Raw genomic sequence first — 14,431 nt, forward strand, 5'->3', positions numbered from 1 at the left:
GGGGGACTATATCATGGATAAAAAATTATTAGTTGGGTTGATCACATTACTAGCCCTATCTATGGGAGGTTGTCAAGGTGAAGATAGTGTAGAAGTGGGTGACGTTCCAGCCGAGCCAACGCCTGGGGCATCGCCAAGCCCCTCACCAAGTCCACCGGAGGCAGTTCCCTTTACAAATCCTGATGTAGACGCGCAGCAGATACCTCCAGCCGCATCAGAGTTGCTCACAACTGTGCCACCCCAAGAGCAAGTTAGAAAAGTAGAAAAAGGACGCAACGATCCATTTGCTACTATTATCCCATCAGTAGAAGTAACTGTATCACCTAACCCACAGGCAGAAGCGCGCTCTAGACCTGTACCTGTCGTTCCTCAAGTCCCCTCGCCTCCTCAAGTCAGGAGGGGGATAAATGGTGATGGTCGCCCAGGGGGTGGCAATCAAAGCAGAGGAACGGGAACAAGTCCAAATAGACCCAATGTCATACCCAAACCCCCCACGCCACCCGGGAGAGCGAGTGCCAATGGGGATGGGGGAGCAAGTGCCAATGGGGATAATGGGAGGAAACCCGGTAGCCAAACAGCAAGTGGCTCTCCGATTCCTGAGCCACCTCCCTTTATTCCTGAACTACCCAAATTACCAGACCCTATACTGGCTAGGCAAGTGGAAGTTAAAGGTGTAGTCCAAGTAGGCAATGTGCCTCAAGCTATTGTTCAAGTTCCCAATGAACCGAGTCGTTACGTCAAAGAAGGACAAAGGATTTCCAACGGACAAGTCCTGGTTAAGCGGATTGAGGTGAATCGGGGTCCGACGCCAGTGGTTGTGTTAGAGCAATATGGTCAAGAGGTGGCTAGACAAGTTGGCGAACAACCTGCGGAAGCTCCAGCACAAGCGGAATCCTCTACAGGTTCCTTGCCACCGCCACCTGCGTGATCGTTGGTATACCTGCGACAGAACAGACGCGCTATGGCGCGTCTGTTTGTGATCTGTCTGGGAATAGTATGGGGTTTGCATCTGTAATGGAGTACAAATTCATCACATACCCGATAAGGTTAATAGGGGAGAATGTCAACGATTGATTGAAACGTATAACCTGTGGCAAACGAATCACTACGATACTATGTATCTTGTTCGAGATTACCTTTAGCCGTTTATCGAGAGGTGGCTGCTCATTTACGACAAGTGGAAGGAGTAGACGTTGATCTAATATGCCAAAAGTCCCAGAGGTTTGATTACAATCAAAGTCAAGTAGAGGGGTTGTGGATTCACCATGCTGATGATTCTGATGCGGTGAGTCGAGAACGAGTTAACCAAATTTTGACCCACTATAACCTACTCACAACTTAATCAAGAATCGTTAACCATTATGGACTATTGGGAATTTCTACTCCAAAAAGAGGGCGATCGCACTTGGCTACCCATTAAATCCTCCAAGCTAGACTTGGAGGTGGGTCGATACCGGGTGGTGGCTCATTCAAGTTGCGCCAATACAGACGTAGAAATTTGCGTGACTCATACCGATACCAATGAAACACCACCCAAGCGACGGTATCAAAAGCGATCGCGCCGTACCAACCCTGATGGGTTAATGGTGATTATTCCCTTTACCTATCTTAAGCCTGGTCTGTGGGAACTACGCTGCTGTGGTGATATTATGTCCGATTTTCTGGGCAATTCTTGGCAGGAAATGGTACAGTTATCAGTTGCACCCAAAGCGCGTGAGGTTTTAAACCAGGCACAAGACAGAGACTTCAAAGAAGGATGCAAGGAAGAAGAAAATAATATCACTCATGAAACGGTCAATAGTGAGTCCACGCATCCGGAGGAACTTCACCCACCATTGATGGCTTCCCTCTATAGCCAACAGACACAAGAGGTTCACCCCACACAACAAGAATCCCCGATCGCAGATAATAGTTCATCAGACTCATCTGACCCTATCGCCCAACCCGCCCCATCCCCCTCGCCAACTGAGCTGCCTACCCTAGCTCAGATAGTAGCATTACCACAAACCTATACCCCCTCTCAAACCCCTGTCGCGGCGACAGAAACCTCTGACACACAGACAGATAACTCAGTTTCCCACTCAACGAATGGCAAAAATGGGAATGGGGAGGAAACAAAACCCTTAGAAACAAAAGCCACCTCTCCCCCCCCGGAAGCATTACCTGAGTTAGAGATTCCCGAAGCCGATATCCCCATTCAAACCTCTAACCCTTCCCCATCTCCTCTCTCCAATCCCATCTTGGATCAATCCCTGCAAGTGCTAGAGCAAGTGTTGCAACAGGTACTTGATCCTGTGATTAAAGAGTTTGAAGAATCTGAGTCTTCAGAATTACCCATTCCCATCACCACAGAATCTGAGTTTCCCTCACAGGAGGATACCCCCTGGCAAGGATTAATTTTAACCTTAGAGGAGGAAGCATTAGTAGCACAACGGGGAGAATCCCTCACTGTCGCGGGACAGGTGGATCGGTTAAATATTCATCAGTTACACCAAAGGTCAACCGTCCAGAGTGAGACTCATCAGTTTCAGGGCATCCTACACTATGAATTACGTCATCCGCAAACCGGACAGGTTGTCGTAGATGTGCAAACACCCATCACCACACCAACCTTTCCGGTAGCATTTAGCCAGAGTTTAGACATTCCCTCAGACAGCAAAACCTGTTTATTACTAGGAAAAGTTAACCTGTACAGATCAACGGGGACAGCATTAGCCAGTCAACCCTTTACCGTGACAGTGGATTTAGATGAATTGTTAGTTGCTGTTCAATCGGGAAGTTGGATGAAATCTGAAGACACGACTCCTGTGGTTTCTATCCCAAACCCCAAGTCACAGTCAACTCCCCTGAATCAGACATTTCTTGAGCTAATCGATAATCCGCCAAGCCGTCAGCCTTTCATCTACAAACCCTCAGCAAATCAACCTTTACCCCCACAGCTTTACCAACCCCAATCCCAGCCAGGGTTAACAAAATCCCTGGAGCTGCCTACGTTTTCTCAGCCCAAACTAACAACAGCAAAAGCATCTGAATCCCTTGAGAAAATAGAACCAGAAACCGAGGCGCGATCGCAAGCCGTTGAACCCGCCGAGAAACAGACAACCGAAACAACGCCTTCAGCACTTGACGATACGACAGAAGACTTCGTTATAGACTCATCCGTCACTGAGTTTCCGGTGCAGGAAACAACCGACGGGGAAACCAACAAGGATATTCCTATTCCTAGCAAGGCTTTCTCTGAAGCATCAGTGCCGAGGAAAACTGTGACGGACGCCTCTGAACCCTCAAAACCCGAAACACCGCCCTTAGAGGACAATCCCGCCGCGTTAGCCGAAACATCTGAGGAGGCGGCAATAGAGTCAACCGAGATATCCGATATTTGGACATCAACACCCGATCCTGAACCCTCATCTTTCCAGAAAGAGGAGATATCGAATCCAGAGCTATCCGAGTGGAAAACAGCCGCAATGTCAAGTGCTGCACCCATAAATCAAGATCCTCTCGCCGTCGATCATGCTTTTACCCAACTCAATCTGGATGACCGATTCTGGGGGCGTTTAAATGCTTTAATGACAGATACAGATTTGGCAGAATGGCTGAAAATCGAGTTACCTTCTAGCGAGAACCTCGTTGAGTTGGAAGGGGGACTCTCAGAGACAGAAGTTGATCCATTATTTGCTCAACCCGCAGAAATCCCCCCATCATCAGAGGAAGACACCCCTTTAAATGACTTTGATGAATCGATGTGGGATGAAGACACCGAGGAGGTAGGGAGTCTAAGTCATGAGAATATCCCAAAACTCGAACCCCCTGTCCAACCAGATCCTCCTCCCTTGAATCGTGAGGAATTGCTGGAGCGAGAAATTGTGGTTGATGAGGATGAACCCCAGGCGAGTGAACCCTCAGAGTCTCAGCCAATTGGTTCGAGAACCATTGAGACACAACGATCGCACCTGAGAACCGCTGACATGGCTCAACTTGACTTAGAAACACCATTATTACCCACCCCAGAACTGTTTATCCCGACTCAGGAACTAGCGGCTGGGGAACCTGTACTGGTACGAGTTAAAGTGACCCCTGATTCGGCTCGCTTGGGTGTTAAATTATGGGTTCAAGATCGCCAAAGTCGCTCCCTGTTAGATGGACCTCGTTGGTTAATGGATTTAAGCCCAAATAAAGCGGGAGAATTAGAAGCATTAACCCAGTTAGTTGTACCCTTTGGTACAGTAGAAATCCGGTTTGAGGCGATTACTGTAGATTTAAACAGTGAACGGGAAAGCCATAAAGTTACTGTTGATCGGGTTGTGGTTCCGCCGAACTTGTCAGATTTTTCAGACGATGAGTTATAAATTCAAAGGGAACGGGAAACAGTTTGACTAATCAGAATAATGCGACAAGACGTGATACAAGTAAGGATTTGTGGTGTTGAATACTAAGATATCGTTTTGGCTGATACCGTCAGCCGCTTATCGACCATTTTTCCAAGAGATGATCAATTCTCTCTCCAAAGCCCATAATTCACCCACGTTTGAACCTCACGTCACTATGTATTCGGGGGACTATAGGGCTGATGAATCGGTTGATGAATTAATCGAAACAGCCGTAAAGAACGTTTCTGGGTTTATGCTAGATATCGAACAGCTTGGCTATACCGATTTATACACCAAGACATTATTTGTACAATTTAAACCATCGGCAATTCTGACTCAGGTTTCAGAAAGGTTGCGCCATAACTCGGCTAAACCCTCTGATTATGTTCTTAGTCCCCATTTAAGTTTGCTTTACCAGCATCTTAATCAAGCCGTTAAAGAAAAATTAGCTACAGAGTTAGTTATTCCCTATACTCAAGTTTTCTTTAATGAAGTCAGAGCTATTTCCACACCGGCACATGTTCGGAGTGGGGAGGATGTGGAAAAGTGGCAAACGCTTAGTGTTAGAAAACTCGACTAAAATTATCTGTCTGTTCCCTATTCTCTGTTCCCGGGCAAATGACGTAGCTTGCTTCTTTTCGGAAAGCGAGTATGACAAATGACAAATCCGGATGAGGCGATCGCACCTGCGAAACAAGAAAAGGAGAAACTGTTCGGTTGACGAACATGAGTAGCGACAAGCATCAGCAGGATGAGACTATGATATCAGGGAATTCTCAAGTATCCGGGAAACCTTCTACTGGGATAGAGACTGTGCAAGCTGAAGCCGACAACTTTTTTAACCAAGGATTGGCGTGGTTTCAGCAAAAGGACTATCGGCGTGCGATCGCGGCGTTTAACCAAGCCTTACGGATTAATCCTGATTTGGTGGAGGCTTATCGTTATCGCGCGATGAGTCATTATTGTCAGGGAGATGCTTTGGGGGCGATTGGAGACTTCGATGAGGTGCTACGGATTAATCCTTATTATGCTGAAGTCTACAGCGATCGCGGTTTGATTCTGGCTCAGCTTAATGATCGCTGGGGCGCGATGCAGGATTATAATCAAGCCTTGCAACTTGATCCCAATTATGCTAAAGGGTATCTAAATCGCAGTATGCTGCGGTTGACACTAGAAGACTATACTGGCGCGATCGCGGATTGTGATCAAGTGATTCGGATTAATCCCAATCTCGCCGAAGGGTATCTGAATCGAGGAATTGCCCGGTTTGAACTAGAAGAGTATCAAGACGCCATAGCCGATTGCGATCGCGCTTTAGGGATTAATCCGAATCTAGCGGCGGCTTATTTTAACCGGGGGATGAATCAAATCGCTTTGGGAGCGTATCAGGAGGCGATCGCGGATTTTAACCACGTCTTGGAATTGAATCCCAATGATGCTCAAGCTTATCTAAATCGCGGTTATGTGCGGTTGCAGTTGGGAGAAAATTGGTCAAGTATTGAGGATTTTGACCAAGCGATGCGCTTAGAACCCGTGGCGGCGAAGGCATTTTTTCAACAGATTGCTAATACGTTGAACGAAGAACCAGACGCCGTTGAGGATAATGAATCAAAACTGATTCAAGGGTTGATGGTTCAAGGGAATTTACGCTATCAACTAGGCGATTATCAAGAGGCGCTGAATGCGTATAATCAGGTTTTAACTATCGATTCTAATCATACAGAAGCGTATAACCAGCGCAGTACCGTGCGTTCGGCGATGGGGGATTACCAAGGTGCGATCGCGGATTTAGACATGGTGAAAACGCTCTCCCTGACAACTCCGTTATCCCTAGAAGTCGTATCCGTGGCGACGGATAAACTAACTCCTCAAGAGTACCATAATATCGGCGTAGAAAAGTTGAATCAGGAAGACTTCCACGGCGCTATTGAAGCGTTTAATTATGTCTTACAGGATAATCCAAATAATGCCACGGCGTTAACCTGTCGCGGATTTGCTTATCGTCGTCTGGGTGATAAGCCACGGGCAATTGCAGATTTTCAGAAAGCCGCGAAGGTGTTTTATGAGCAAGGGGATATGAAGTCATCTCAGGAAGTCATAAAGACACTGAAAAAACTACGGCAATAATGATTAAACCCGCCCCTACACAATGATGGGTGAGACACCAATGATGAAGGGCGGGTTTTGCATAAAAGTTAGCGGTGTTGATTCAACGTTTATCCCTAAACCCGCCCCTACACGATGGCTATGGCGAGGAATTTAATGAACTGTAGGGGCAACCCGCTTGTATCAATAAACAACACTATTCCACTCAATTGGATCGGCTCGCCCTCAGCTTAATAGCATCGCTTAAAACGATTCTGGGCGCAAGGATGGTGCCCCTACAGAATCGCTACGCTTATGGATTTAAACGCTGGGCAAATACCTGATGTTCGGCTGTCTGTATTCCCTGCTGCAACACTGCCAAAACTTCAGCTAAGTTTCCCTCGCGCAATGCATTAACCGCTAGCCATAATCCCGGAAAAACACCAGAGAGAATAATTCCTGCTTCATCGGGTTCTAAGGAAACATATCTCCCCGCTTCTAAGCGAAACCAATCAATACGATTTTCATAACTTTGCCACACAATATATTCTTGTACGCCATTGCGACGATAGGCATTCAGTTTATCGTTTAAATCATAAGAGGCACTCGAAGCCGCTACTTCTACAATTAATTCTGGTGCGCCTTCAATATAATCATCCTCAGTAATCCGAGAATTCCCCCCGACTTCCGGTTCAATTCGCAGTAAAGCATCGGGTTGCGGTTCGTTATCGGCATCCAAACGAACTGTGGTATTATCCTGCACATCAACTCCCGGTGTCGCCACCCCATAAGTTCCCAACCAAGTGATGATTTTGGCATGGGGTTTACCGTGACGGTTAGCGCGAACGGGTGAAGCCACGTAAACCACTCCTTCAATTAATTCCGCTTTTTTGTTTTCTGGCATTTCCTGATAGCGACGCTCAAATTCGATGCGGGTGAGGCGATCGCCACTTTCTAAGGGAGGAGGAGAAACGGTGGGACTAATTGACATCTGACACGCTCTAACTGTAATCGCTAACGGTTAAATTCATTTTAGCGTTGAGTGATGACAGTTATAAATAATGTTTGGCATAAGGGTGAGGGGTGAGATGCCAAGGATTAAGGGCGGGTTTTGAACATAGGTTAGCAATTTTAGGTAGGGGTAGGGCGGGTTTTGAACATAGGTTAGCAATTTTAGTAGGGGTAGGGCGGGTTTTGCAGCAACGCTAGCGGTGTTGCATCCAACGTTTATCCCTAAACCCGCCCCTACATTATGCCTACATGACGTTTCAGGAGGGTTGGCACTTGTAGGGGCTCTTTCATTGCCGTGCCCTTGGCATTGCCATGCCGTAGTATATTGATGAGTTAAGGAGTATGTTTAATGACAGATAAGCCCACATCTTACGAACAGTTCACCCTGCCAATCGTACAGGAAATGTTCGAGTTAGTGTTAGATGAGCGAACCAATTGGACAGCTCACATAGAACCCGTTGAACCCAGCCCTCGATTAGTTCAAGACTTGGAGGATAATGTACTGCTCGCCTTAGCCACCAATACTGAAAAAGCGAGGTCAGAACTGATTATCACTCCCATCCTGAACGAGTTGCGTCGGAGAAAAAATGTCGTCGTGTTTTCGGGTAAAACCTTTAACGTCAACGAAGAACTGGGCTTAAAGGGACGCTGCGATTTTATTGTCACGGCATCGGATGAATTCTATTACATCAAAGCTCCAGTTTTAACGATTGTCGAAGCAAAGAATGAGAGTATTGTTTCCGGCTTAGGGCAATGTCTTGCCACAATGATTGCCGCCCAGATATTCAATCAGAGTGACGTGGTTTATGGTGCAGTGACAACGGGCGATCGCTGGAAATTCTTGCAGATCAATAGCAAAGCTGTCAGGATTTCTCCAGTTGAGCATAGCTTGGAAAATTTGGGTAAAATCTTAGCAGTATTGGAGGCAGCAACGTGAAAACCTGTTTAAATGGTTGCCTACATAATGTTTTAGTAGGGTTTGCACTTGTAGGACACGGTAATGCCATGCCCCTACGGTGAAATAAAATAGATTACTGGTGCCTCCTGTCTCCTGCCATCTGCCTTCTGAAAGCCTTCTGGCATACCTCCGTAGTGCTGAAATACGCCGCAAAAAAGCCACCTCTACATGAGAGTTCCGTACTCTAACCAACCGCAAATTCAGTAAACTTACGTTTATAGGGAGCGTGAAAGGCTAAAACAATATCTTGCTTGGGAACGCCAGCTTCAACTAATTCATTAGCCACTCCGATTTCTGTTCCATCACGCTCAATCCAAATCTTTCCATCCTTAATTTCTACATAGATAATGCAACCAAAGACGCGACTCAACCCTTCCCAACCGATATGCAAGACTTGGTAGCGATCGCGCTCTGGATCAAATATAAGTTGAACTTCTGTATTACTGTTTAAACCATTGCCTACATGACGTTTCAGGATGCCTTGCACCAGTTGACGATAGTTTAGTTTATCCATAAATTAATAACGGTAGTTTCCTCAGTTTCAGGAGGTTTGGCACTTGTAGGGCTCTTTCATTGCCGTGCCCCTAGGGTGAAATAAAATAGATTACTGTTGCCTTCTGCCTCTATGGTGCTGAAATACCCCGTAAAAAAGCCGTGAACACCGATCCAGCCATCGCCAGCCGCTTCTTACAATAAGGTCAGTTAAACAAATTCTCTACGTTAACGACTGACTATGCAACCCAATAATCCCAATCTGTTTACCGAAAAAGCCTGGGAAGCCCTCGCCTATACCCCAGATGTAGTTAAAGCCGCCCAGCAACAACAAATTGAAAGCGAACATTTGATGAAAGCCCTCCTAGATCAAGAAGGGCTGGCGATTAGCATTCTCAATAAAGCCCAAATCCCGGTACAGCGAATACGGGAAGCCACAGACGCCTTTATCCAGCGTCAACCAAAGGTTTCTGGGAGTAGTTCCTCTATTTATATGGGGCGTAGCCTGGATACCTTGTTAGATCGGGCTGATGGCTACCGCAAAGAATTTAACGATGACTACATCTCCGTCGAGCATCTGATGTTAGCTTATGTTAAAGACGATCGCTTTGGCAAAAGCCTATTTCAGGAATTTAAACTAGACGAACAAAGGCTGAGAACGACGATTACCCAAATTCGGGGGAACCAAACTGTGAGTGATCAAAACCCAGAAGGCAAATACGAAGCCCTAGAGAAATATGGACGGGATTTAACCGAAGCCGCTAGAGAAGGCAAACTTGACCCCGTGATTGGGCGAGATGATGAGATTCGCCGCACGGTACAAATTCTCTCCCGTCGCACCAAAAACAACCCAGTTTTGATTGGGGAACCAGGAGTGGGTAAAACTGCGATCGCAGAAGGATTAGCACAGCGCATTGTCGCCGGCGATGTCCCCCAATCCCTCAAGGATCGCAAATTAATCGCCCTAGATATGGGCGCGTTAATCGCTGGGGCGAAGTTCCGAGGTGAATTTGAAGAACGCCTGAAAGCGGTTCTCAAAGAAGTCACCGACTCCAAGGGACAAATCATCATGTTTATTGATGAAATCCATACCGTTGTCGGCGCAGGGGCGACACAAGGATCGATGGATGCGGGGAATTTACTCAAACCCATGCTGGCTAGAGGGGAGTTGCGCTGTATTGGCGCGACAACCTTAGATGAGTATCGCAAATATTTAGAAAAAGATGCGGCATTAGAACGCCGTTTCCAACAAGTCTTCGTGGATCAACCCAGTGTCGTGGATACCATCTCCATCCTCAGAGGGTTAAAAGAACGCTACGAAGTCCACCACGGCGTTAAAATCTCCGATAGTGCTTTAGTTGCAGCCGCGACACTATCCACCCGTTATATTAGCGATCGCTTCCTTCCGGATAAAGCCATTGATTTAGTCGATGAATCCGCCGCCAGACTAAAAATGGAGATTACCTCCAAACCGGAAGAACTTGACGAAATCGATCGCAAAATCCTGCAACTGGAAATGGAGAAACTGTCCCTACAAAAAGACAGTGATCCAGCCTCCATGGAACGCTTAGATCGCCTGGAACAAGAACTGGCTAATCTAAAAGAAGCACAACGCACCTTAAACGCCCAATGGCAATCCGAAAAAGACGTTCTGGATCGGATTCAAGGGATTAAAGAAGAAATTGATCGCGTCAATATAGAAATCTCTCAAGCCGAACGGGAATACAATCTGAATCGGGCGGCTGAACTCAAATACGGGAAACTCGCCGAGTTACAGCGATCGCTGCAAGCTTCTGAACAACAGCTAAACGAAACCCAAACCAGTGGTAAGTCCCTGTTACGGGAAGAAGTCACCGAGTCTGATATTGCTGAAATTATCTCCAAGTGGACAGGAATTCCGATCAGCAAGCTGGTAGAATCCGAGAAGGAGAAACTGCTACAACTCGAAGACGAACTGCATCAACGAGTCGTCGGACAAGAAGAAGCCGTTACCGCCGTAGCCGATGCAATTCAGCGATCGCGTGCCGGATTAGCTGACCCCAATCGTCCCACCGCTAGCTTCATTTTCCTAGGTCCGACGGGTGTGGGTAAAACCGAATTAGCAAAAGCCCTCGCCGCCTATCTCTTCGACACCGAAGACGCCTTGGTGCGGATTGATATGTCAGAATACATGGAAAAACACGCCGTCTCTCGCCTGATTGGTGCGCCTCCAGGATATATTGGCTATGAAGAAGGGGGTCAGTTAACTGAATCAATTCGGCGACGCCCTTATGCGGTGATTCTCTTCGACGAAATCGAGAAGGCGCATAATGATGTATTTAATATCATGCTGCAAATCCTTGATGATGGTCGGGTCACCGATGCTCAAGGACATACGGTAGACTTCAAGAATACTGTGATTATCATGACCAGCAATATTGGATCGCAGTACATTCTCGACTTAGCTGGCGATGATACCCACTATGACGAAATGCGGGGACGGGTAATGGATGCGATGCGGACTAGCTTCCGTCCGGAGTTCTTGAACCGGATTGATGAAGTGATTATCTTCCACGCCCTGCAAAAACACCAGTTACGCCATATCGTTTCCCTACAAACTCACCTACTGGAGAAACGCCTCGCCGAACGGCAAATGTCGCTGAAGCTATCGGAAGACGCGATCGATTACTTAGCCGAAGTGGGGTATGATCCGGTGTACGGCGCACGTCCCCTGAAGCGGGCGATTCAACGGGAATTAGAAACCCAACTTGCCAAAGCCATCCTCCGGGGTCAGTTCAGCGATGGCGATACCATCTTTGTCGATGTGGAGAACGAACGGCTGGTGTTCAAGCGCTTACCTGCGGAGTTGTTGACCACGCAATCAAGTTAATTCCTCGACAGCCAGGGAATCTAGGACAAGTTAATCCCCCACTTTAGGGGGATTGTGCCATTCTATGCAAAAATAAGTCCGGTAATTCTGTCGTTGTCTCAATCTCAAGGAACTCGATTGTGAATCAATCCCCAAATGAAGGCACAAAAACCTTTTTGTATATTGTTGGCATTTCCCTGGGTGTGGGTCTTTTACTCGCCGCATTTGTTTTGCTACTCACGGGAGTTGGTGTAATTAAGCAAATTCCCTCGGCTGTTGTCTGGGCGATCGTTCTTTTTTCCATTGGTATCGGTATCCTCAGCGGTATTAGTATCAGGCGGTAAATTTTGATGTTCTGAGTGGATTAGCTGATGTGCATTTAAATTGGGTATTCCTGGTTAAGAGTTTCCTGTTTCCCAACCTTAGCCATCATCTTTAATTTTGTCCGACTCCTTATAGATAGCTGTTGTCATAAAGGTTAGGACTTTCTTGATGGCTGAAATGACTATGTACTCATCATAAACCTTCTGCCTTCTGCCTTTGGCTCTATAAAGTTACTCATCTAGAATAAACCCTGACATCTTATGAGTCCACTTCCCCCATCGGATACCCTAATTTATGCTTATATTTTTTCCATTTCTGTAGCCGTTACGTTTGTGGTTTATATTTTGCGAGGTTTCGGAATCCTAAGCTTTATTCCCGGAGGTATTTTGTGGTTATTAATTTTACTGTCGATTGCTACAGGAGTTATTTACGGGGTACAGAAAACCAAGCGGTACTAATCTAAATGAATTCACCTCACATCTTATCATTGAGATTGCAATACTGCTCGGATAAGCCTTGAGCAGAAGGGCAGGTAGGTTGGGCCCTTGGTAACGAAACCCAACGTTTTACTGGGTTTGTTGGGTAACGCTTGCGCTCTACCCAACAAACAATTTTTCTTAACCGAGCAGTATTGATTGAGATTGTGGGAATTTTGGCGGTTGTAGGGGCGAGTCGCTGCATAGAGTAGGCGGTGTAAGAATTAACCTATATCGAAAAAGCCCCTGTCCCAATGTTCCCGGTATCAGATAATTCCCGATACCTGATGTAGGCGCTGCTGATAGCGTTGTTGGATATCCTGAATCGTAAACACAGCCTGAAACTCTAACCCAACCGACTGGTAAAATTCCGCACCGCCTTGCTGTCGATCAACCAAAGCCAGCACCTGATCCACCTGATACCCCGCCTCTCGCAGGCGCTCAACTGCTTTCATTGCCGATTTTCCCGTGGTTACCACATCTTCTAACACCACAACCTTAGCGCCGGCTGGTAAAGAAGGACCTTCGATATATGCCTTTGTACCATGTCCTTTTGCTTCTTTACGGATAATTAAAGCAGGAATAGGTCGATTTGCGATCGCAGACACCACACTCACCGCGCTGACAATCGGATCAGCACCCAAAGTTAAACCCGCAACGGCTTGGGTATCCTGGGGGAGGAGAGAAAGTAGCAATTGTCCAATCGCTAATCCTCCGTGAGGATGCAGCGTCACCTGTTTGCCATTAATGTAATAGGAACTGCGCTGTCCCGAGGAGAGAACAAAGTCTCCCTCTTGATAAGCCAGTTGACAAAATAAATCGAGCAGCAACTGACGCTGTTGTGTTAATTGGGTTGAGGTATCCAGAGAAAGCAATGGTTTACTGTTGTCAGCCATGATAGTCAAAGGGTGAAAATCCAACCACCACTATACTGAATTCAAATATGAGAATATTATTGAGGAAAAGTGAGGCGACAAATTATGCATAAGGGGTTGAGGATATCGCTCAGGGGTTTACTTATTGCTGCTTCCACGATAGTGGCTAGCACAGCTATGGCACAAGAAAACTTTGAGCCAGTCCGCCTAGAAAGGATTCCAGACACCTTTGATCGAGCGTTTTTCAGTGAATCGGGAACGTTTTACGAAAACCGCAGTATCGGGCGTCAGATTGAATATATTATCGGTCCGGGTGGAATAGGGGATGCGGCGTTTCCAGATTTGGAACTGGAGCGAGATGCCGAATTGATTAATATTCTCTACGAGGATGCATTAAACCAACAGTTTGCTAGTGATCCAGTAATTCGCACACCGGATTTACCGAATCCCTTCGACACCTCGGTTCGGTTATTGCCTGTTTCTGATCGCTTTAGACCCCAGGTGGGTCCGCGAATTGAAGGGAGTGAGTTCTTCTTTGAAGCTCCATTGCCACGTTAGCGGCTTGACATCAGCCACTTGAGCGGACGAGGATATCAAAACAAAATCCAGGGTGCAGGAGTTGAACCTGCCTTGGGCGAATTATGAGTTCGCTGCCTCAACCGCTCGGCCAACCCTGGTTAATTGATCCTTACTCTATATTATAGTAATCGGAGTTGGATATCTTGCCGCAACCGTTGAGCTATTCCTGATGCTCGCCGCCTATTGCACAAGGATGCTTTTAGTTTTGACATCAACCCAGCGACAAAAACTAAAATGGAGAGGACTGCTCTGTGAAGTAATCCAGTCCTGGGATTTATGATAATGCTGTGTAAAAGCCGTGAGCTGTCATCGGGCTTTATGCTATTCTTGACTAATCTTGCCCACCCGACAATGGCTTTGGGGGTATTACCTTCAGCTTTAGTGTAAGCTGTCACTTGTCTCGATGCGCTATA

General features: G+C 46.7%; 14 protein-coding genes and 1 tRNA gene. 10 read left to right on the forward strand and 5 right to left on the reverse strand.

Going from position 1 to position 14,431, the window contains the following annotated elements; translation table 11 throughout:
• Positions 1-13: 13 nt before the first annotated feature.
• The 5 genes from RLO19_RS26610 to RLO19_RS26630 all read left to right on the forward strand — a co-directional run bounded on the left by RLO19_RS26610 (position 14) and on the right by RLO19_RS26630 (position 6,497).
• Positions 14-928 (forward strand): hypothetical protein, encoded by a 915-nt coding sequence (locus tag RLO19_RS26610; protein WP_446360397.1) that lies wholly within the window; start codon positions 14-16, stop codon positions 926-928.
• A gap of 162 nt (positions 929-1,090) precedes the next feature.
• A complete protein-coding gene (locus RLO19_RS26615; RefSeq protein ID WP_446360398.1) occupies positions 1,091-1,342 on the forward strand; it encodes a hypothetical protein in 252 nt (83 codons plus the stop codon).
• A 19-nt stretch (positions 1,343-1,361) separates the two neighbouring features.
• A complete protein-coding gene (locus RLO19_RS26620) occupies positions 1,362-4,349 on the forward strand; it encodes a hypothetical protein (protein WP_446360399.1) in 2,988 nt (995 codons plus the stop codon).
• 76 nt (positions 4,350-4,425) lie between these two features.
• Entirely contained in the window at positions 4,426-4,950 is a 525-nt protein-coding gene (locus RLO19_RS26625) for a cyclic phosphodiesterase-like protein (protein ID WP_446360400.1), read from the forward strand.
• 146 nt (positions 4,951-5,096) lie between these two features.
• A complete protein-coding gene (locus RLO19_RS26630; protein WP_446360401.1) occupies positions 5,097-6,497 on the forward strand; it encodes a tetratricopeptide repeat protein in 1,401 nt (466 codons plus the stop codon).
• Between the two features lie 271 nt (positions 6,498-6,768).
• Here RLO19_RS26630 and RLO19_RS26635 read toward each other — a convergent pair whose 3' ends face one another.
• Complete coding sequence (locus RLO19_RS26635; protein WP_446360402.1) at positions 6,769-7,446, reverse strand: Uma2 family endonuclease; 678 nt, start codon at positions 7,444-7,446, stop codon at positions 6,769-6,771.
• Between the two features lie 369 nt (positions 7,447-7,815).
• Here RLO19_RS26635 and RLO19_RS26640 point away from each other — a divergent pair, with 369 nt between their 5' ends.
• Positions 7,816-8,403 carry a hypothetical protein gene (locus RLO19_RS26640; protein WP_446360403.1) on the forward strand — a complete coding sequence of 196 codons (588 nt, stop codon included), beginning with the start codon at positions 7,816-7,818 and terminating at the stop codon, positions 8,401-8,403.
• Between the two features lie 205 nt (positions 8,404-8,608).
• On the opposite strand, the gene RLO19_RS26645 is transcribed toward RLO19_RS26640, so the two are convergent.
• Positions 8,609-8,938 (reverse strand): element excision factor XisI family protein, encoded by a 330-nt coding sequence (locus tag RLO19_RS26645; protein WP_446360404.1) that lies wholly within the window; start codon positions 8,936-8,938, stop codon positions 8,609-8,611.
• A gap of 219 nt (positions 8,939-9,157) precedes the next feature.
• On the opposite strand from RLO19_RS26645, the gene clpB reads away from it, so the two are divergent.
• From clpB to RLO19_RS26660, 3 genes are all read left to right on the forward strand, one after another.
• Positions 9,158-11,785: an ATP-dependent chaperone ClpB gene (gene clpB / locus RLO19_RS26650; RefSeq protein ID WP_446360405.1), complete on the forward strand. Its 2,628-nt coding sequence runs from the start codon at positions 9,158-9,160 to the stop codon at positions 11,783-11,785.
• A gap of 119 nt (positions 11,786-11,904) precedes the next feature.
• The gene (locus RLO19_RS26655; RefSeq protein ID WP_446338680.1) at positions 11,905-12,108 is read left to right on the forward strand and encodes a hypothetical protein; all 204 of its coding nucleotides are present in this window, start codon (positions 11,905-11,907) and stop codon (positions 12,106-12,108) included.
• Positions 12,109-12,348: 240 nt separating this feature from the next.
• Complete coding sequence (locus RLO19_RS26660; protein WP_446338679.1) at positions 12,349-12,546, forward strand: hypothetical protein; 198 nt, start codon at positions 12,349-12,351, stop codon at positions 12,544-12,546.
• A 284-nt stretch (positions 12,547-12,830) separates the two neighbouring features.
• On the opposite strand, the gene pyrE is transcribed toward RLO19_RS26660, so the two are convergent.
• Positions 12,831-13,460, reverse strand: coding sequence for an orotate phosphoribosyltransferase (pyrE, locus tag RLO19_RS26665; protein WP_446360406.1), 630 nt, complete (start codon positions 13,458-13,460; stop codon positions 12,831-12,833).
• 156 nt (positions 13,461-13,616) lie between these two features.
• Here pyrE and RLO19_RS26670 point away from each other — a divergent pair, with 156 nt between their 5' ends.
• Positions 13,617-13,997, forward strand: a complete 381-nt coding sequence (locus RLO19_RS26670) for a hypothetical protein (RefSeq protein ID WP_446360407.1) — start codon at positions 13,617-13,619, stop codon at positions 13,995-13,997.
• A gap of 46 nt (positions 13,998-14,043) precedes the next feature.
• Here RLO19_RS26670 and RLO19_RS26675 read toward each other — a convergent pair.
• Both RLO19_RS26675 and RLO19_RS26680 read right to left on the reverse strand, forming a co-directional pair.
• A tRNA-Ile gene (locus RLO19_RS26675) sits at positions 14,044-14,116 on the reverse strand.
• A gap of 21 nt (positions 14,117-14,137) precedes the next feature.
• A complete protein-coding gene (locus RLO19_RS26680) occupies positions 14,138-14,413 on the reverse strand; it encodes a hypothetical protein (protein WP_446360408.1) in 276 nt (91 codons plus the stop codon).
• Between the last annotated feature and the right edge of the window lie 18 nt (positions 14,414-14,431).

It is taken from the genome of Coleofasciculus sp. G2-EDA-02, from assembly GCF_040226375.1.
Classification (GTDB): Bacteria; Cyanobacteriota; Cyanobacteriia; order Cyanobacteriales; family Coleofasciculaceae; genus Coleofasciculus.

Coding starts and splice junctions, on each gene's coding strand:
- RLO19_RS26610 (WP_446360397.1), top strand. CDS start 14: ATGGATAAAAAATTATTAGTTGGGTTGATCACATTACTAGCCCTATCT.
- RLO19_RS26620 (WP_446360399.1), top strand. CDS start 1,362: ATGGACTATTGGGAATTTCTACTCCAAAAAGAGGGCGATCGCACTTGG.
- RLO19_RS26630 (WP_446360401.1), top strand. CDS start 5,097: ATGAGTAGCGACAAGCATCAGCAGGATGAGACTATGATATCAGGGAAT.
- RLO19_RS26635 (WP_446360402.1), bottom strand. CDS start 7,446: ATGTCAATTAGTCCCACCGTTTCTCCTCCTCCCTTAGAAAGTGGCGAT.
- RLO19_RS26640 (WP_446360403.1), top strand. CDS start 7,816: ATGACAGATAAGCCCACATCTTACGAACAGTTCACCCTGCCAATCGTA.
- RLO19_RS26645 (WP_446360404.1), bottom strand. CDS start 8,938: ATGGATAAACTAAACTATCGTCAACTGGTGCAAGGCATCCTGAAACGT.
- clpB (WP_446360405.1), top strand. CDS start 9,158: ATGCAACCCAATAATCCCAATCTGTTTACCGAAAAAGCCTGGGAAGCC.
- RLO19_RS26660 (WP_446338679.1), top strand. CDS start 12,349: ATGAGTCCACTTCCCCCATCGGATACCCTAATTTATGCTTATATTTTT.
- pyrE (WP_446360406.1), bottom strand. CDS start 13,460: ATGGCTGACAACAGTAAACCATTGCTTTCTCTGGATACCTCAACCCAA.
- RLO19_RS26670 (WP_446360407.1), top strand. CDS start 13,617: ATGGCACAAGAAAACTTTGAGCCAGTCCGCCTAGAAAGGATTCCAGAC.